Origin of the sequence: Pelomonas cellulosilytica (assembly GCF_021353265.1) — a bacterium.
GTDB lineage: Bacteria > Pseudomonadota > Gammaproteobacteria > Burkholderiales > Burkholderiaceae_C > Pelomonas > Pelomonas cellulosilytica.
In genome coordinates, this window is the sequence record NZ_JAJTWU010000001.1 from 541,967 (window position 1) to 558,876 (window position 16,910).

Annotated in this window: 18 protein-coding genes; 8 read left to right on the top strand and 10 right to left on the bottom strand. The window is 67.1% G+C overall.

Going from position 1 to position 16,910, the window contains the following annotated elements; all coding sequences use genetic code 11:
* Positions 1-3 precede the first annotated feature (3 nt).
* Entirely contained in the window at positions 4-1,167 is a 1,164-nt protein-coding gene (locus LXT13_RS02270) for a GNAT family N-acetyltransferase (protein ID WP_233369983.1), read from the bottom strand.
* Between the two features lie 63 nt (positions 1,168-1,230).
* Between LXT13_RS02270 and LXT13_RS02275 the strand changes: the two genes are divergently transcribed.
* Positions 1,231-3,228, top strand: a complete 1,998-nt coding sequence (locus tag LXT13_RS02275) for an NAD(+) synthase (RefSeq protein WP_233369984.1) — start codon at positions 1,231-1,233, stop codon at positions 3,226-3,228.
* Between the two features lie 42 nt (positions 3,229-3,270).
* Positions 3,271-3,609, top strand: a complete 339-nt coding sequence (locus LXT13_RS02280) for a P-II family nitrogen regulator (RefSeq protein WP_233369985.1) — start codon at positions 3,271-3,273, stop codon at positions 3,607-3,609.
* 18 nt (positions 3,610-3,627) lie between these two features.
* On the opposite strand, the gene LXT13_RS02285 is transcribed toward LXT13_RS02280, so the two are convergent.
* From LXT13_RS02285 to LXT13_RS02315, 7 genes are all read right to left on the bottom strand, one after another.
* Positions 3,628-4,239: a LysE family translocator gene (locus tag LXT13_RS02285; protein ID WP_233369986.1), complete on the bottom strand. Its 612-nt coding sequence runs from the start codon at positions 4,237-4,239 to the stop codon at positions 3,628-3,630.
* Positions 4,240-4,301: 62 nt separating this feature from the next.
* Positions 4,302-5,069, bottom strand: coding sequence for an AraC family transcriptional regulator (locus LXT13_RS02290; RefSeq protein ID WP_233369987.1), 768 nt, complete (start codon positions 5,067-5,069; stop codon positions 4,302-4,304).
* 56 nt (positions 5,070-5,125) lie between these two features.
* A complete protein-coding gene (locus LXT13_RS02295) occupies positions 5,126-5,503 on the bottom strand; it encodes a diacylglycerol kinase (RefSeq protein ID WP_233369988.1) in 378 nt (125 codons plus the stop codon).
* Positions 5,500-6,012, bottom strand: a complete 513-nt coding sequence (locus LXT13_RS02300) for an RDD family protein (protein WP_233369989.1) — start codon at positions 6,010-6,012, stop codon at positions 5,500-5,502. The genes LXT13_RS02295 and LXT13_RS02300 overlap by 4 nt, the downstream gene beginning before the upstream one ends.
* Positions 6,009-6,653 carry a DUF3106 domain-containing protein gene (locus LXT13_RS02305; protein WP_233369990.1) on the bottom strand — a complete coding sequence of 215 codons (645 nt, stop codon included), beginning with the start codon at positions 6,651-6,653 and terminating at the stop codon, positions 6,009-6,011. Before LXT13_RS02305 ends, LXT13_RS02300 begins: the two co-directional genes overlap by 4 nt.
* Before the next feature lie 184 nt (positions 6,654-6,837).
* The gene (locus tag LXT13_RS02310) at positions 6,838-7,305 is read right to left on the bottom strand and encodes a DUF3619 family protein (RefSeq protein ID WP_233369991.1); all 468 of its coding nucleotides are present in this window, start codon (positions 7,303-7,305) and stop codon (positions 6,838-6,840) included.
* Positions 7,302-7,868, bottom strand: coding sequence for an RNA polymerase sigma factor (locus LXT13_RS02315; RefSeq protein WP_233369992.1), 567 nt, complete (start codon positions 7,866-7,868; stop codon positions 7,302-7,304). Before LXT13_RS02315 ends, LXT13_RS02310 begins: the two co-directional genes overlap by 4 nt.
* Before the next feature lie 231 nt (positions 7,869-8,099).
* Here LXT13_RS02315 and LXT13_RS02320 point away from each other — a divergent pair, with 231 nt between their 5' ends.
* The 3 genes from LXT13_RS02320 (at position 8,100) to ilvC (ending at position 11,586) form a co-directional block, all read left to right on the top strand.
* Positions 8,100-9,887, top strand: a complete 1,788-nt coding sequence (locus tag LXT13_RS02320) for an acetolactate synthase 3 catalytic subunit (protein ID WP_233369993.1) — start codon at positions 8,100-8,102, stop codon at positions 9,885-9,887.
* Between the two features lie 164 nt (positions 9,888-10,051).
* On the top strand, positions 10,052-10,543 hold the full coding sequence (gene ilvN, locus LXT13_RS02325; RefSeq protein WP_233369994.1) for an acetolactate synthase small subunit: 492 nt from the start codon (positions 10,052-10,054) through the stop codon (positions 10,541-10,543).
* Positions 10,544-10,569: 26 nt separating this feature from the next.
* Positions 10,570-11,586: a ketol-acid reductoisomerase gene (ilvC, locus tag LXT13_RS02330; protein WP_233369995.1), complete on the top strand. Its 1,017-nt coding sequence runs from the start codon at positions 10,570-10,572 to the stop codon at positions 11,584-11,586.
* 48 nt (positions 11,587-11,634) lie between these two features.
* Here the strand turns inward: ilvC and LXT13_RS02335 are convergent, their stop codons facing one another.
* Together LXT13_RS02335 and LXT13_RS02340 are read right to left on the bottom strand one after the other, a co-directional pair.
* Positions 11,635-12,048 carry a DUF1810 domain-containing protein gene (locus tag LXT13_RS02335; RefSeq protein WP_233369996.1) on the bottom strand — a complete coding sequence of 138 codons (414 nt, stop codon included), beginning with the start codon at positions 12,046-12,048 and terminating at the stop codon, positions 11,635-11,637.
* A 3-nt stretch (positions 12,049-12,051) separates the two neighbouring features.
* Complete coding sequence (locus LXT13_RS02340; RefSeq protein WP_233369997.1) at positions 12,052-12,543, bottom strand: DUF1579 domain-containing protein; 492 nt, start codon at positions 12,541-12,543, stop codon at positions 12,052-12,054.
* 93 nt (positions 12,544-12,636) lie between these two features.
* Here LXT13_RS02340 and pssA point away from each other — a divergent pair, with 93 nt between their 5' ends.
* The 3 genes from pssA to LXT13_RS02355 all read left to right on the top strand — a co-directional run bounded on the left by pssA (position 12,637) and on the right by LXT13_RS02355 (position 16,878).
* Positions 12,637-13,461, top strand: a complete 825-nt coding sequence (pssA, locus tag LXT13_RS02345; RefSeq protein WP_233369998.1) for a CDP-diacylglycerol--serine O-phosphatidyltransferase — start codon at positions 12,637-12,639, stop codon at positions 13,459-13,461.
* A 190-nt stretch (positions 13,462-13,651) separates the two neighbouring features.
* Positions 13,652-15,340, top strand: a complete 1,689-nt coding sequence (gene leuA, locus LXT13_RS02350) for a 2-isopropylmalate synthase (protein WP_233369999.1) — start codon at positions 13,652-13,654, stop codon at positions 15,338-15,340.
* On the top strand, positions 15,337-16,878 hold the full coding sequence (locus LXT13_RS02355; protein ID WP_233370000.1) for a 2-isopropylmalate synthase: 1,542 nt from the start codon (positions 15,337-15,339) through the stop codon (positions 16,876-16,878). The genes leuA and LXT13_RS02355 overlap by 4 nt, the downstream gene beginning before the upstream one ends.
* Positions 16,879-16,910 lie beyond the last annotated feature (32 nt).

Below are 16,910 nucleotides of genomic sequence, written 5' to 3' on the forward strand. Positions count from 1 at the left end.
GCTTCAGGAAGACGCCGCATCCGCGGCGTCTTTTAATTTGTAGGGGGCGTGTTCGTTGAGCTCGTCCATGTAGCCCGACATCGCCTGCCCCTCGCGCGCAAGGAACTCGTTGACGGCCTCGACAAACGCCGGGTGCGCCAGCCAGTGGCTGGAGGCCGTGAGCGTGGGCAGCAGCCCGCGAGCCATCTTGTGCTCGCCCTGCGCGCCGCCTTCGAAGCGCTGGTAGCCGTGGTCGATGCACCAGGCCAGCGGCTGGTAGTAGCAGGCGTCGAAGTGCAGGTTGGGGATGTGCTCGACGGCGCCCCAGTAGCGTCCGAAGGCGGCGCGGCGCGCCGGGTCCAGCGCGATCAGCGACGTGGCGACGCGCTCACCGCCGCGCCGTGCGGTGAACAGCAGCCAGTGCTCGGGCAGGTCGCCGGCCATGCGGGCGAAGAAGTCGCGGCTGAGGTAGGGCGTGCTGCGATGCTCGCGGTAGGTCTGCTGGTAGCAGCGGTAGAAGAAGTCCCAGTCTTCGGGCTGGATGTGGCGGCCCTCGCGCGCCTCGAACACGACGCCGGCCTCTCGCACGCGGCGCTGCTCCTGCTGGATCTTCTTGCGCTTGTCCCGGTGCAGCCGGGCGAGGAAGGCGGTGAAGTCGGCATCGCCTGCGGCCGTCCAGTGGAACTGCACGCCATGCCGCGCCGTGCAGCCGGCCTCGGCCAGCGCCGCCTGGTCGGCCTCGTCGCCGAACAACACATGCAGCGACGACGCATCCGCCTCCTTCGCCAGGCCGCGCAACCCATGGGCCAGCAGCTCGCGCGCGCCGTCGTCCACCGCCAGCAGCCGGCTGCCGGGCACCGGCGTGAACGGCACCGCGACAAGCAGCTTGGGGTAGTAGGGCAGCCCGTGGCGCCGGTAGGCATCGGCCCAGGCCCAGTCGAACACGTACTCGCCGTACGAATGCGACTTGAGCCACGCGGGGCAGGCGGCCAGCAGCCGGTCGTCGTCCCACAGACCTAGGAACATTGGCTGCCAGCCGGTGTCGGCCACGGCTGAGCCAGAGTCGCACAGCGCTTGTAGGTACTCGTGCCGCATGAAAGGCGTGGGCCGAGGCGAGGCGTCGAGCAGGCGGTTCCAGGCTTCGCGGGGTAGCGCGGCGGGCGAGTCGTGGACGCGGAGTGTGGGCATGGCTGTCTATTGGAATCGACGCAGGAATCGCGGGGCTAGACTGGGGTTTTGCTACGGTCGCCCATGCGTTTCGACAACCTCTACAGCCATGATTTCGCCCGCATCGCGGTAGGTGTGCCCCTGTGCCGCGTGGCAGACCCGGCTTTCAATGCTGCGCAGACGATTGCACTACTGAATCAGGCCGCGGCCGATGGCGTCGCCGTCATGGCCTTCCCGGAGCTGGGGCTGTCGGCCTACAGCTGTGATGACCTGTTCCACCAGCGCGCGCTGCTCGATGGCTGCGAGGTGGCGCTGGCGGAGGTGCTCGCCGCCACGGCCGACCTGCCGCTGGTGGCCATCGTGGGCCTGCCGTTGCGCGTGGAGCAGCGCTTGTTCAACTGCGCGGCCGTGCTGCTGCGCGGTCGCATCCTCGGCGTCGTGCCCAAGACCTTCCTGCCCAACTACGGCGAGTTCTACGAGGCCCGCCAGTTCTGCTCCGGCGAGGAAGCGACGGTCGACACCGTGACGCTGCTGGGCCAGCAGGTGCCGTTCGGCAGCCGCCAGGTGTTCGCAGCCGACGACATGCCGCTGCTGCGCCTGCATGTGGAGATCTGCGAAGACGTGTGGACGCCGATCCCGCCGTCCTCCTTCGCGGCCCTGGCTGGCGCGACGGTACTGGTCAACCTGTCGGCGTCCAACGTCGTCATCGGCAAGGCGGCGTACCGGCGGCAGCTGGTGTCGCAGCAGTCGGCGCGCTGCCTGGCGGCCTACGTTTACTCGTCGGCCGGCGCGGGGGAGTCCACGACCGACATGGCCTGGGACGGACAGGCACTGATTTGCGAGAACGGCGAGCTGCTGGTGGAGTCCGAACGCTTCCTGCGCAGCGCCCGGCTGGTGACGGCCGACGTGGACCTGGAGCGCCTGTCGCGCGAGCGCATGCGGCAGTCGACCTTCGGCAACTCGGTGCGCCTGCATGCCGGGCAGGTGAGGGCGTTCCGGCAGGTGCCGTTCACGCTGGGCCTGGAGCACGACCGGCCGCTGGCGCTGCGGCGGCGTGTCGAGCGCTTCCCGTATGTGCCGGCCGACCACAGTCGGCGCGACGAGCGCTGCGAGGAGGTCTACAACATCCAGGTCCAGGGGCTGACGCAGCGGCTGGCCTCTAGCGGCATCCACAAGCTGGTCGTCGGCATTTCGGGCGGGCTCGATTCGACGCATGCGTTGCTGGTGGCTGCCCGCGCGATGGACGCGCTGGGGCTGCCGCGCACGAACATCCTCGGCGTGACGATGCCCGGCTTTGCCACCGGCGAGCGCACGCGGGCGCAGGCGCTGCGCCTAATGGCGGCGGTCGGCTGCGAGGCGCGCGAGATCGATATCCGGCCGAGCTGCGAGCAGATGCTGCGCGACATCGGCCACCCGCACCGCGAGGGTGCGCCGGTCTACGACGTGACCTTCGAGAATGTGCAGGCCGGAGAGCGCACCAGCCACCTGTTCCGCCTGGCCAACCTGACGGGCGGGCTGGTGCTGGGCACCGGCGACCTTTCCGAGTTGGCGCTGGGCTGGTGCACCTATGGCGTGGGCGACCACATGTCGCACTACAACGTCAACGCCAGCGTGCCCAAGACGCTGATCCAGCACCTGGTGCGATGGGTGGCCGAGACGCACCAGCTGGGCGAGGGCACCGACTCGCAGGTGTTGCTGGACATCCTCAGCACCGAGATCAGCCCGGAGCTCGTGCCCGGCGGCCTGCAGAGTACGGAGGCTGTGGTCGGCCCCTATGCGCTGCAGGACTTCAACCTGTTCTACACGCTGCGCCATGGCTATGCGCCAGCCAAGGTCGCCTTCCTGGCGCATCACGCGTGGCAGGAGGTCTACATGCTGGCGGAGATCAAGCGCGTGTTGCGCATCTTCGTGCAGCGCTTCTTCCGGGGCAGCCAGTTCAAGCGCAGCTGCGTGCCGAATGCGCCGAAAGTGGGCAGTGGCGGCTCGCTGTCGCCGCGCGGCGACTGGCGCGCGCCCAGCGATTCCGAAGCCGCCGTCTGGCTCGCCGACCTGGACCGCATACCGGACCAGGGCCAGCCCTGACGTGCTTAAATCGGCGCGAACCGAAACTAGGAGCAGTGCCCCATGAAGCAGATCACCGCCATCATCAAACCCTTCAAGCTCGACGAGGTCCGCGAGGCACTGGCCGAGGTGGGCGCGTCGGGCCTGACGGTCACCGAGGTCAAGGGCTTCGGCCGCCAGAAGGGCCACACCGAGCTGTACCGCGGCGCCGAGTACGTCGTCGACTTCCTCCCCAAGGTCAAGGTCGAGGTCGTCGTGAAGGACGACGAGGTCGATCGCTGTATCGACGCCATCCTGAAGGCCGCCAAGACCGGCAAGATCGGCGACGGCAAGATCTTCGTGACGCCGGTGGAGCAGGTCGTTCGCATCCGCACCGGCGAGACGGACGAAGCGGCCGTCTGACGCCGCCTCAGCGGCGGGTCAGCGCTGGGTCAGCGCGAGTTTGATACCCAGGCCCACGAAGGCTGCCGCAAAGCCGCGGCGCAGCCAGACCATGACGGTCGCGTTGCCCAGCACCTGGTGTCGCATCCGCGCGGCGAAGGCGCCGTACGCGGCGAAGACCGCGAGCGTCATGGCCATGAAGACTGCCGACAACTGCAGCAGCGTGAGCGTCGGCGCAATGTCGTCCGTCGCGATGAACTGCGGCAGGAAAGCCAGGAAGAACATCGACAGCTTGGGGTTGAGCAAGTTGGCCAGCACCGCATGCCGGATGGTGGCCGAATCTGAACGCTCGGTGTCGTCCGGGGTGATGGTCATCACCCCGCGCTCCCTCCATGTCATCCAAGCGATGTAAAGCAGGTAGGCCACGCCGACGAACTTGATCGTCTCGAAGACCAGGCTGCTCGAGTGCAGCAACGCTGCCAGGCCGGTGATCGCGGCCAGCAGGTGCGGGACGATGCCCAGCGTGCAGCCCAGTGCGGCGACAAGCGCGGCGCGCGTGCCGCGCGACAGGCCCGTGGCGATGGTCACCGCCGCCCCAGTGCCGGGCGAGGCGACGACGAGCAGCGAGACGGTCAGGAATTCCAGATTCATGCAGGGCTCCGGCGGAAAAGCCCATGCTCCGCTGACGCACCCGATGCGTCTTGAACGAAATTTCAGCGCCGGGCCAGCGCGCCCGGCGTCAGGCCGAGCTGGCGCACGAAGCAGCGCGTCATGTGGCTCTGGTCGGCGAAGCCGCTTGCCGCAGCGCACTCGGCCAGCCCGAGCCCCTGGAGGATCAGCCGACGCGCTAGCTGCACCCGGCGCTGCAGCTGGTAGGCATGCGGCGGCAGCCCGGTGAGTCGCGTGAACGCCCGCAGGAACTGATGGCGGCTCATGCCGACTTCGGCCGCGAGCGCCGCCAGGGTCAACGCCGCGGCGGGATCGTCGTCCATGCGTTCCCGCGCCCGGACCACGCGTGGCACGGCGGCGGGTCGATCAGAGCTTGCCGGGCCGAGGTGCTGGGCGACCAGCGCCAGCAATGCCGCCTCGGCTTCAAGGGTGCCGCCATTGCCCCTCGTGACCGCAGCGAACAGCGCGTGGAATGCTGCGCCAAATGCGGGGTCGCGCAGGACCGGCGCGGTGAACTCGAACTCGGCAGCGGGTTGAAGGTCGCGTGCGGCGTCGAGCAGCCGGTGCGGCTCGATGTAGAGCATGCGCCAGCGGCGCCCCGTCGCGTCGACCGGCCTGCCGTCGTGGATCTCGCCCGGATTGACCGTGATCAGGTCGCCGGGCCCTGCCTCCACGGTGCCGCGCCCGCTGGCCGACTTCTGTGCGCCACGCTCGATACGTCCGATGCCGAACTGGTCATGCGTGTGGCGGCCGAAGGCCCGGGCCGAATCGGCAACGACGATGTCCACGCCGTCGACGTGGCTCGGCAACATCGCAAAATCACGGGCCCTCATACGCCCGACTGTGACACGTCAGCCGGGGAAGGTCGTCAGCGCAGGTGCTGCCACAGTGCCGCGCCCCAGATGGCGGCGGCCAGCACGAGGGCCATCAGCACGGCGGCGCTCGCGATGTCCTTGGCGCGCTTTGACAGCTCATGCCGCTCGAACGAGACCCGATCGACGACGGCTTCGATGGCGGAGTTCAGCAACTCGACGATGAGCACGACCAGCAGCGAGCCCAGCAGCAGCGCGGCCTGCTCCCAGGTCTTGGCCAGCCAGAACGCCAGCGGCGCGGCGACAACGCACAGCCACGTCTCCTGGCGGAAGGCGCTCTCGCCGGTGTAGGCCGCCTTCAGGCCGGCCCAGGAGTAGCCGGCAGCGTGGATGATGCGGTCCAGGCCCGTTCGGCCCTTGTGCGGGTTGCTCATGAACGCGGGGGGAGTTGGGTGATGACGCGCGACCCGCAGATCGCATCGTGCAGGAATTGTCGCTGCGGATGCAGCCGCGCGATGAGCAGGTAGCCGCCCATGCCGGCCACCAACGCGCCGACGATGGCACCGCCGCCATGCAGGCCCAGCGCCCAGACGCTGACCAGTGCGGGCAGGAACCACAGCCAGGCGAGCAAGTAGCGCAGTACGGCGCGACCCCAGCTGAGCGGCTGCCCGGCCGTATCGATCACGCGCAGGTGCCAGGTCTTCATCGCGAGCGTCTGGCCCGAGCGTGTCCAGAAGCCGACGAAGTACATGCCCAGCACGACGAAGAGGAAGGCGCCCAGCCCGTGGCGTCCCTGCAGCGCATGGGCCTGGCGGGTCAGCACGGAATACAGGAAGCCGGCGAAGAACAGCACGCCGAACAGCAGCACGCCTTCATACAGGAAGGCAGCGAAGCGTCGCGCCAGGCCGGGTGGCGAGGCGTCCAGGGCGGCCGGGGCCGTCATGAACCGGCGGTGGAGGCGGGCGCCGCCTTCAGCGACCGGGGCAGCAGCGTCTTCGGGTCGATGACCGCCGGGTCGGCGACCACCTTGGCCTCGCCCGCCGCATGGTGGGCGGGCAGGTCCAGGCCACGGGTCATCAGCACGGTCGTGGCGCCGGGCTTGGCCTGGATGAGGCTGCCAGTGACCGCCGTCGGCATGACCAGCTTCGGCGCCGCCGGCACGAGGTTGGACTTCGGCGCCGCCGCGAGCGGCTTGGCGCCGGGCGTGACGGCCTGAGCGTGGCGGCGCGCGGCGGCCTTCTCGGCCAGCGCCTGGCGCTTTTCTGCGGGCAGCGCCTGGTAGGCCTCCCACTTCGCCTGGCGCTGTTCGGCATCGACCTGCTTGGCGACCTGGAAGCCGATGCGGGCGTTGACGCGCTCGGCGGGCGACAGCCGCGCCCAGTCGCGCATGCGCTCCTGCAGCCGGGTCAGTTCAGCCGGAGGCAAGGTCGCGAGCATGGGCGCCGCGCTCAGCCACTTGCTGCGTTGCGAGGAACTGATCTCCGCCCAGTCCTGCTCCAGCGGCGCCAGCAGTTGACGCTGCGCGGCGGTCAGCCCGGCCCACGTTGCCGGCGGTATCGTGAACGCGGCCGGCGCGGTCTTCATCTGAGGCGCGGGCGCCTTTTTCGGCGGCGACGTGGTGGCAACGCTCGCGGCCGCTTCAGGCGCCGAGGCGGCCTCGGGCGCCTGCGCAAAAGCAGAAGGCCCCGCTGCGCCAAGCAGCAGGGCCGTCAGCAGAAAAAAGGGGGCAGGGATCAGCGTCGATGCAACTCGGCTCATTCGCATCCGGTCAATCTTGACCGTCTCTCAGGAACTCGGCGAAGCCGGGGTCGCTGAAGGCCGCAGGCGGGAGGTTATCGCTGAGCAGCGCGGTGTCGACCTCCGCCGCCGCGACGATCTGCTCATGCTGCTGGTTGCGATGCATGACCAGCAGGCCGGCCAGCAGCAGGATCAATGGCAGCGCCGAGACCAGCTTGGGCCACAGGCCGCCTTCCGAGCTGCGCGGGCCGCCGCTCAAGGCCAGCGTGGCGCCCATCTGCACCGTGTTGGCGCGCGCCGGGGCCGTAGCCGACGCGGCAGCGGCCCGTGCCTGCGCCGCTCGGGCGAGCGCCTGCTCGCGGGCGAAACGCAGCCGCTCGGACACGTCATGCGGCAACTCGGCGCTGCGCTCGGTCAGGCCGGCAGCCACGCGCAGGCCGAAGCGGGTGATGCGAGCGTCCAGATCGGCGGCAGGTGCAGTAAACGTCGGCGACTTCATAGCGTGATTCCCTTGGCTTTGAGCGCCTTGGCCAATGCATGAACTGCTCGGGAGCAATGCGTCTTGACGCTGCCCTCCGAGCAACCCATCACTGCGGCGGTCTCGGCTACATCCAGTTCCTCCCAGTAACGCAGCAGGAAGGCTTCGCGTTGACGCGTCGGCAGTTCTTCGACCTCGGCCTCGATCTTTTGCAAGATCTGCGCCCGGCTGACTTCGTCCGCCGCGCTGAGCGCACCCAGCGCGCCGTCCTGCGTTTCCAGGATTTCCAGCAGGTCGAAGTCGTCGTCGGCCGAGCCGCCCTCGAAATCCGACATGTTCGTCATGACGGCGTTGCGCACCTTCTGGCGACGGAAATGGTCCATCGTCGCGTTGGACAGGATGCGCTGGAACAGCAGCGGCAGCTCTGCCGCTGGGCGGTCGAAGTAGTTTTCGGCCAGCTTGATCATGGCGTCCTGGACGATGTCGAGGGCGGCATCGTCGTCGCGGACGAGGTAAGCCGTGCGCTTGAAGGCGCGGCGGTCCACGGTGCGCAGGAAGTCGTTGAGTTCTTTGTCGGTGGCCAAGGCTGGGGCGTATCCGGGCGGCAACGCAGATTATGGCATTCGTCTGATACGAAGGCTGAAACGATTTCAGCCGGCATAATGCGTTTTCGCATAAAGCGTCATTGGGTCTTTCGGTGGCCGCCCGACAGGGGCCCCATCTTCTGACCGCGCAGGTTCCGAATCCGCCTCACGAGGGTGCGAAGAGGGGCACCAATGGTTTTTCGTTAGAGAAATTCACAGAGGTTCTACAACATGGACATGTCTGCCGCGGAAAACAAGCGCGCCGCCCTGGCGCAGCTGCATTCCTCCCCTTCCCACCCACACGCCGCGGAGCTCAACGGCTCCGAGATCCTCGTTCGCTGCCTGCAGGCCGAAGGGGTTCGCCATCTCTGGGGCTACCCCGGCGGTGCGGTGCTGTACATCTACGACGCGCTCTACAAGCAGGACAGCATCCAGCACGTGCTTGTTCGGCATGAGCAGGCCGCCGTGCACGCCGCGGATGGTTTTGCCCGCGCGACCGGCGAGGTCGGTGTTGCGCTGGTCACGTCAGGCCCGGGCGTCACGAATGCCGTCACCGGCATCGCCACTGCCTACATGGACTCGATCCCGATGGTCATCATCACGGGTCAGGTCCCAAGTGCCGCCATTGGCCTGGACGCGTTTCAGGAGTGCGACACCGTCGGCATCACGCGGCCCATCGTCAAGCACAACTTCCTCGTGAAGGACGTGCGTGACCTGGCGACGACGCTGAAGAAGGCCTTCCACATCGCCCGCACCGGTCGTCCCGGCCCGGTCGTTGTGGACATTCCCAAGGACGTGTCGCTGGCTCGCACGGCCTTCAGCTACCCGGACCGTATCGAGATGCGCTCCTACAACCCGGCGAAGAAGGGGCACAGCGGCCAGATCCGCAAGGCGGTGCAGCTGCTGCTGCAGGCCAAGCGCCCTTATATCTACACGGGCGGCGGCGTCATCCTGGGCGAGGCGACGGCCGAGCTGCGTCAGCTCGTCGACCTGCTGGGCTTTCCGTGCACGAACACGTTGATGGGCCTCGGCGCGATGCCCGGCACCGATCCGCGCTTCCTCGGCATGCTGGGCATGCACGGCACCTACGAAGCCAACATGACGATGCAGCACTGCGACGTGCTGCTGGCCGTGGGCGCGCGCTTCGATGACCGCGTTATCGGCAATCCGCGTCATTTCGCGCAGGTGGAGCGCAAGATCATCCACGTGGACATCGACCCGTCGTCGATCTCCAAACGCGTGCGCGTGGACATCCCCATCGTCGGCGACGTGAAGGACGTGCTGCAGGAGCTGATCGCCCAGATCAAGGAAGCCCAGGCCAAGCCGGATGCGAACGCCGTCAACGCTTGGTGGAGCCAGATCAATGAATGGCGCCGCCGCGACTGCCTTGCGTTCAAGGACTCGACCGAGGTCATCAAGCCGCAAATGGTCGTGGACACGCTCTGGCGCCTCACGCGCGATCGCGACACCTACATCACGTCCGACGTCGGCCAGCACCAGATGTGGGCTGCGCAGTACTACCGCTTCGACGAGCCGCGCCGCTGGATCAACTCCGGCGGCCTGGGCACGATGGGTGTGGGTCTGCCGTACGCGATGGGCATCAAGCTGGCCAAGCCGGAGTCGGATGTGTTCTGCATCACCGGCGAGGGCAGCATCCAGATGTGCATCCAGGAGCTGTCGACCTGCTTCCAGTACAAAACGCCGGTCAAGATCGTCTCGCTGAACAACCGCTACCTGGGCATGGTGCGGCAGTGGCAGCAGCTCGACTACGAGGGCCGCTACTCGCACAGCTACATGGACGCGCTGCCCGACTTCGTGAAGCTGGCCGAGGCCTACGGCCACGTCGGCCTGCTCGTCGAGAAGCCGTCCGACGTGGAAGGGGCGCTGAAGGAAGCCATGCGGTTGAAGGACCGCACCGTGTTCCTGGACATCCGCACCGACCCGACCGAGAACGTCTGGCCCATGGTCAAGGCGGGCAAGGGCATCTCCGAAATGCTGCTGGGTTCGGAAGACCTGTGAACCGTCTGAAGCCGCGGGTCCTGGCGAGGGTTACCGCCCTCGCCGAGGCCTCCGGCGGATGACGGGCGCAGCCGACACCACGCAATTCCTCAACGATTCGAACCCGCCGCCAAGGCACCGTGGTCACCGCCACGGCCGCTGAAGAGCGCGAAGGACGATTCCCCATGAAACACATCATCGCTTTGCTTCTCGAGAACGAGCCCGGCGCGCTGTCGCGCGTCGTGGGCCTGTTCTCCGCCCGCGGCTACAACATCGAGAGCCTCACCGTGGCGCCGACGGAAGACCCGTCGCTGTCACGCATGACTGTCGTGACGACGGGCAGCGACGAGATCATCGAGCAGATCACCAAGCACCTGAACCGCCTCATTGAGGTGGTCAAGGTTGTGGACCTGACCGAGGGCCACTACACCGAGCGTGAGCTGATGCTCATCAAGGTCCGCGCCGTCGGCAAGGAACGCGAGGAGATCAAGCGCACCGCTGACATCTTCCGCGGCCGCATCATCGACGTGACCGAGAAGACCTACACGATCGAGCTGACAGGCGACGCCGGCAAGCTCGATGCCTTCATCGACGCGATCGACCGCGCGTCCATCCTCGAAACCGTCCGCACGGGTGCCTCGGGCATCGGCCGCGGCGAGCGCATCCTGCGCGTCTAATCCCGACTTCTTCCCTGGAGAGAACCATGAACGTTTACTACGACAAAGACGCCGACCTGAGCCTCATCAAGGGCAAGAACGTCACCATCATCGGCTACGGCTCGCAAGGCCACGCCCATGCGCAGAACCTGAACGACAGCGGCTGCAAGGTCACCGTCGCGCTGCGCCGCGGCGGCGCGTCCTGGTCCAAGGCCGAGGGCGCGGGTCTGAAGGTCGCCGAGATCGCCGAAGCGGTGAAGTCGGCCGACGTCGTCATGATCCTGCTGCCTGACGAGCAGATCGCCGACGTCTACAAGAAGGAAGTCGAGCCGAACATCAAGGAAGGTGCGTCGCTTGCCTTTGCCCACGGCTTCAACGTGCACTACGGTCAGGTGCAGCCGCGTGCCGACCTCGACGTCTGGATGGTCGCCCCCAAGGCCCCCGGCCACACGGTGCGCAACACCTACCGCCAAGGTGGCGGCGTGCCTCACCTGATCGCCATCTACCAGGACAAGACCGGCAAGGCCCGTGACCTGGCGCTGAGCTATGCCGCGGCCAATGGCGGCGGCAAGGCCGGCATCATCCAGACTTCGTTCCGTGAAGAGACCGAGACCGACCTGTTCGGCGAACAGGCCGTGCTCTGCGGTGGCACCGTCGAACTGATCAAGGCCGGCTTCGAGACGCTGGTGGAAGCCGGCTACGCGCCCGAGATGGCCTACTTCGAGTGCCTGCACGAGCTCAAGCTGATCGTCGACCTGATCTATGAGGGTGGCATCGGCAACATGAACTACTCGATCTCGAACAACGCCGAGTACGGTGAGTACGTCACCGGCCCGCGCGTTGTCACCGAAGACACGAAGAACGCGATGCGCCAGTGCCTGAAGGACATCCAGACCGGCGAATATGCCAAGTCCTTCATCCTCGAGAACAAGGCCGGTGCCCCGACGCTGATCAGCCGCCGCCGCCTGACCGCTGAGCACCCCATCGAGCAGGTCGGTGAGAAGCTGCGCGAAATGATGCCCTGGATCAAGGCCAACAAGCTGGTCGACAAGGCGAAGAACTGAGCTGCGTCCGCAGCACGACGAGGCCGGCGCAAGCCGGCCTTTTTGCTTTCAGAGTCGGGCGATCGTCGCGCTGTCCGGCTCGCCGCTGTAGAACGCGTCCAGCGCCTGGCGGAACAGGTTGCCCGGTGTGCCGCTGACGGCGTCGAACAGCGTCAGGCAGGATCGCAGTTTCATCGCGTCCACGTCGCCCAACATGCTGACAGCCGAGCGGTCGGTGTGCGCAAGCAGGGCCTGCACGCACGCCTCAAGTCGCGGCCGCAGCACCGGATGGGCAAGGTAGGCCTGCGCTTCGGCGCGCCCGTCGATGCCGTACTCGCGAGCCGTGGCACTGCGGCCCAGGCCGCGCAGTTGCGGCAGCACGAACCAGATCCAGTGCCCGTGCTTCTGTCCGGCGCGCAGCTCGGCCAGAGCGTGCTCATAGACGCCGGCCTGGGCGCGAACGAAACGGTCGAGCGCATCCATCGCTCAAGTATCAACGCGGATGAACTGCATGCGCCAGTTTGTTTCCCAGGTGGCGCCGGCGTCGGCGGAGAAGGCCTGGTCCCAACGCGGATGACCGTCCGCGCCGATCTGCCAGATGAAGCGGATGCGGATGGGGCGGCCCTCGAACTGATCGTCGGCGTAGAACCGGCCCACGCCGCCTTCGAAGCGGCCGCGCACCGGTACATCTAGCGTATGCGGCGCCCGGCCATCGAGCCACCAAATCGCCCATTCAGCCGTTGCAGAATCGAAGGATCGCAACGCGACCGCGCGGTAGTCGCCGCCAGGCAAGTGGAGCAGGTTGTCCTCGATGTTGCCGCGCCCGCCGAGGATGTTGTGCGTGCAGGTGCGACCCTCGAAGTGCGTCCAATCCTCGCAGCCGGCAAGCCGCTCGTTGAGGCGCTCGTGCAGGACGCGCCAGTCGCCGAGGATGAAGTCGAAGTCGGGCGGGGCGGTGGTGTCGCGGGGCAGCGGCATGGCAGGCCTCTTAGGCGAAACGGTAACGCAGTCATGCTAGGTCGACTGACGGGCGAGACTTGTCAGCAGGGCGCTGCGCTATCCTGCCGCCCCATGACCCCTGACCCCATCGAGGACGACGAGTCCAGTCTCGCCGTCCGCCCCCGCCGTAAAGGCATCTACGCCCTGCCCAACGCCATCACGCTGGGCGCGCTCTTCAGCGCCTTCTACGCCATCGTCATGGCCATGAACGGCCGCTTCGAGGTGGCCTGCGTGGCCATCTTCGCGGCCGCCGTGCTCGACAGCCTGGACGGCCGCGTCGCCCGCATGACCAACACGCAGTCCGCCTTCGGCGAACAGATGGACAGCCTGTCCGACATGGTGGCCTTCGGCGCCGCGCCGGCTTTGATCGTCTACATGTGGGCGCTGAAGGACATGGGCAAGCCGGGCTGGATCCCGGCCTTCGTCTACATCGCCGGCGCGGCGCTGCGACTCGCGCGCTTCAACGTCAACATCGGCGTCGTCGACAAGCGCTACTTCCAGGGCCTGCCCAGCCCGGCGGCCGCGGCGCTCGTCATCGGCCTGATCTGGAGCGTGGTCGATGGCGCCGAGAGCCCGCGCGTGCCGCCGGGCAGCTGGATCGCCTGGGTGGCCTACGGCGTGACGCTGTTCGCCGGCCTTTCGATGGTGACGAATGCGCCCTTCTACAGCTTCAAAGTGTTCGACCGCCGGCGCAGCGTGCCGTTCATCGTGCTGGTCGTCATCATGCTGGGCATCGGCCTCGCGGCGCTGGACCCGGCGCGAGTGTTGTTCGGGGTTTTCTGCGTCTACGGCCTCTCCGGCTACGTCATCTACGGGTGGCGCAAGGCGAAAGGAAAACCGGTGAGCGTGATCTCGACCAGTACTGACGAGCCCGATGAACGTGGCTTGCACCAGTAGCCTTTCGTGCTAGATTCCGTTCCTATGAATTTCGCGCTCGGCCTGCTGCTACTAGCCCTAGAGGAACCACGGGTTCGCTAGTCAGTCACGCCTTCGCACATCTGACCCCAACGGCCCGTTTGCAACCGCAGCGGGCCGTTCGTGTTTTCCAAGGCTGCCGGTTGCGCCACCCCACTGACGGATGGACACCATGTTGAAGCAACCGCAGCGCAAGTACCGCGCCTTCGCCCCGATCGCCTTGCCGGACCGCACCTGGCCCGACGCCGTGCTGACGCGCGCGCCGATCTGGCTGAGCACCGACCTGCGCGACGGCAACCAAGCGCTCATCGAGCCGATGGACATTGCCCGCAAGCTGCGCATGTTCCAGCAGCTCGTGAAGATCGGCTTCAAGGAAATCGAGGTCGGCTTTCCGTCGGCATCGCAGACCGAATTCGACTTCATCCGTCTGCTCATCGACGGCGGCCACATCCCCGAAGACGTGACCATCCAGGTGCTGACGCAGGCGCGCGCCCACCTGATCGACCGGACCTTCGAGTCGCTGCACGGTGCCAAGCGCGTCATCGTCCACGTCTACAACGCCGTCGCGCCCATCATGCGTCGTGTCGTGCTGGGACAGGACGAGGACGGCATCGTCGAGTTGGCTTCTTCGCATGCCCGCCAGATCAAGGAACTGGCCGCCGCGCGGCCGGGCACTGACTGGCGCTTCGAATACTCGCCCGAGATGTTTTCCGGCACGGAGCTGGCGTTCAGCAAGCGCGTCGTCGATGCCGTCACTGCCGTTTGGGCGCCGACGCCTGAGCGCAAGTGCATCATCAACCTGCCGTCCACCGTCGAGCACAGCACGCCCAATGTCTTCGCCGACATGATTGAGTGGATGCACCGCCACCTCGAGCGCCGCGACAGCATCGTGCTGTCGGTGCACCCGCACAACGACCGTGGCACCGGCACGGCGGCCGGTGAGTTCGCGCTGATGGCCGGCGCCGACCGCGTCGAGGGCTGCCTGTTCGGCAACGGCGAGCGCACCGGCAATGTCGACCTCGTCAACATCGCACTGAATCTCTACACCCAGGGTGTGGACCCGCAGCTGGACTTCTCGGACATCGACGAGGTGCGCCGCTGCGTTGAACACTGCACGCAGATCCCGGTCCACCCACGCCATCCGTACGTGGGCGATCTCGTGTACACATCCTTCTCCGGCTCCCACCAGGACGCCATCAAGAAGGCCTTCGCAGCACGCCAGGACGGCGACGTCTGGGACATGCCCTATCTGCCCATTGATCCCAAGGACCTGGGCCGCAGCTACGACGCCGTCATCCGCGTCAACAGCCAGTCCGGCAAGGGCGGCATTGCCTACCTGCTGGAGGCCGAGTACGGGCTTGAGCTGCCGCGCCGCCTGCAGATCGAGTTCAGCCAGGTCGTGCAGCGCGTCATGGATGACGCCGGCAAGGAGCTGACGGCGGCCGATATTTACGCCATCTTCGAGCGTGAGTACGGCATCGGCAGCGCGGCGGCGTCGGTCGTGCAGCCCCAGATGACCGAAGTGGCCGGCGGCGCGATGCGGCTGTCCGCCGAGGTCGTGTTGGGCGGCTGGATGGGCCATGTGCAAGGCGAGGGCAACGGCCCGATCGATGCCTTCGTCAACGCGCTGTCTGCGCGGCTGGGCCAGGAAGTGCGCGTGCTGGACTACCACGAGCACGCCATCGGTAGCGGTGCGGACGCGCGTGCCGTGGCCTATCTGGAGATCCGCATCGGCGATCAGACGCGCCACGGCGTGGGCATCGATGGCAGCATCGTGCGTGCATCCATGCAGGCCGTGCTGTCGGGCCTGTCCCGTGCGCCGGTGACGGTGCCCCAACAACGAGAGGAAAACGTGCGATGACCGACAAACTGATCATCTTCGACACCACGCTGCGCGACGGCGAGCAGTCGCCCGGCGCGTCCATGACGCGCGAGGAGAAGCTGCGCATCGCCCGCCAGCTGGAACGCATGCGCGTGGATGTCATCGAGGCCGGCTTCGCCGCATCGAGCAACGGCGACTTCGAGGCCGTGAAGGCCATTGCCGCAGCCGTGAAGGACAGCACCGTTTGCTCGCTGGCCCGCGCCAACGACCGAGACATCTCGCGCGCTGCCGAGGCGCTGGCCGGCGCGAACCGCGCGCGCATCCATACCTTCATCGCCACCAGCGAACTCCATATGGAGAAGAAGCTGCGCATGACGCGTGAGCAGGTGCTGGAGCAGGCGACGCTGGCCGTGCGCTTTGCGCGCAATCTGTGCGGCGACATCGAGTTCTCTCCCGAGGATGGCTACCGCTCCGACATCGACTTCCTGGCCCGTGTCTGCGAGTCCGTCATCCAGGAAGGCGCCGGCACGATCAACATCCCCGACACCGTTGGCTATGCCATCCCCGAGCTGTACGGTGACTTCATCCGCCGCCTGCGCGAGAAGGTGCCGAACAGTGACAAGGCGATCTGGAGTGTGCACTGCCACAACGACCTGGGCATGGCGGTGGCCAACTCGCTGGCTGGCGTGAAGATTGGCGGTGCGCGGCAGATCGAGTGCACGATCAACGGCCTGGGCGAACGCGCCGGCAACTGTTCGCTCGAAGAAGTCGTCATGGCCGTGCGCACACGGCGCGACTACTTCGGCCTGGACGTCGGTATCGAGACGTCGCAGATCGTGCCGGTCTCCAAGCTCGTGTCGCAGACGACCGGCTTCGTCATCCAGCCGAACAAGGCGGTGGTCGGCGCCAATGCGTTCGCGCACGCGTCGGGCATCCACCAGGACGGCGTGCTGAAAGCCCGCGACACCTACGAGATCATGCGCGCCGAGGACGTGGGCTGGGCCGCCAACAAGATCGTGCTCGGCAAGCTGTCGGGCCGCAACGCTTTCAAGCAGCGCCTGCAGGAGCTGGGCATCCAACTGGAGAGCGAGGCCGAGGTCAACGCGGCCTTCGTGCGCTTCAAGGACTTGGCCGACCGCAAGAACGAAATCTTTGACGAGGACATCATCGCCCTTGTCATGGACGAGTCGGTCACGGCAGAGCAGGAGCATTTCCGGCTGCTGTCGCTGTCGCAGCGCAGCGAGACCGGCGAGCGGCCGCATGCGGCGGTCGTTTTTGCGGTGGGTGCCGAGGAACATCGCGCGGAGAGCGACGGCAACGGCCCGGTGGACGCGACGCTGCGCGCCATCGAGTCGGTCGTCGTGTCTGGCGCCGAGATGCTGCTGTACTCGGTCAACGCGATCACTGGCGGCAGCACCGAGGCGCAGGGTGAAGTCACCGTGCGGCTGCAGCACGCAGGCCGTGTCGTCAACGGCGTTGGGGCGGACCCGGACATCGTCGTCGCGTCCGCCAAGGCCTACTTGTCGGCGCTGAACAAGCTGCAGAGCAAGACGGAGCGCGTGGCGGCGCAGGGTTGAGCGGGTGTGACGGGTGTCACGCGGCCCGGGAC

Bases quoted from the DNA above. Each gene is read 5' to 3' on its own strand.
- LXT13_RS02270 (WP_233369983.1), bottom strand. From the start codon at position 1,167: ATGCCCACACTCCGCGTCCACGACTCGCCCGCCGCGCTACCCCGCGAA.
- LXT13_RS02275 (WP_233369984.1), top strand. From the start codon at position 1,231: ATGCGTTTCGACAACCTCTACAGCCATGATTTCGCCCGCATCGCGGTA.
- LXT13_RS02280 (WP_233369985.1), top strand. From the start codon at position 3,271: ATGAAGCAGATCACCGCCATCATCAAACCCTTCAAGCTCGACGAGGTC.
- LXT13_RS02285 (WP_233369986.1), bottom strand. From the start codon at position 4,239: ATGAATCTGGAATTCCTGACCGTCTCGCTGCTCGTCGTCGCCTCGCCC.
- LXT13_RS02290 (WP_233369987.1), bottom strand. From the start codon at position 5,069: ATGTTGCCGAGCCACGTCGACGGCGTGGACATCGTCGTTGCCGATTCG.
- LXT13_RS02295 (WP_233369988.1), bottom strand. From the start codon at position 5,503: ATGAGCAACCCGCACAAGGGCCGAACGGGCCTGGACCGCATCATCCAC.
- LXT13_RS02300 (WP_233369989.1), bottom strand. From the start codon at position 6,012: ATGACGGCCCCGGCCGCCCTGGACGCCTCGCCACCCGGCCTGGCGCGA.
- LXT13_RS02305 (WP_233369990.1), bottom strand. From the start codon at position 6,653: ATGAAGACCGCGCCGGCCGCGTTCACGATACCGCCGGCAACGTGGGCC.
- LXT13_RS02310 (WP_233369991.1), bottom strand. From the start codon at position 7,305: ATGAAGTCGCCGACGTTTACTGCACCTGCCGCCGATCTGGACGCTCGC.
- LXT13_RS02320 (WP_233369993.1), top strand. From the start codon at position 8,100: ATGGACATGTCTGCCGCGGAAAACAAGCGCGCCGCCCTGGCGCAGCTG.
- ilvN (WP_233369994.1), top strand. From the start codon at position 10,052: ATGAAACACATCATCGCTTTGCTTCTCGAGAACGAGCCCGGCGCGCTG.
- ilvC (WP_233369995.1), top strand. From the start codon at position 10,570: ATGAACGTTTACTACGACAAAGACGCCGACCTGAGCCTCATCAAGGGC.
- LXT13_RS02335 (WP_233369996.1), bottom strand. From the start codon at position 12,048: ATGGATGCGCTCGACCGTTTCGTTCGCGCCCAGGCCGGCGTCTATGAG.
- LXT13_RS02340 (WP_233369997.1), bottom strand. From the start codon at position 12,543: ATGCCGCTGCCCCGCGACACCACCGCCCCGCCCGACTTCGACTTCATC.
- pssA (WP_233369998.1), top strand. From the start codon at position 12,637: ATGACCCCTGACCCCATCGAGGACGACGAGTCCAGTCTCGCCGTCCGC.
- leuA (WP_233369999.1), top strand. From the start codon at position 13,652: ATGTTGAAGCAACCGCAGCGCAAGTACCGCGCCTTCGCCCCGATCGCC.
- LXT13_RS02355 (WP_233370000.1), top strand. From the start codon at position 15,337: ATGACCGACAAACTGATCATCTTCGACACCACGCTGCGCGACGGCGAG.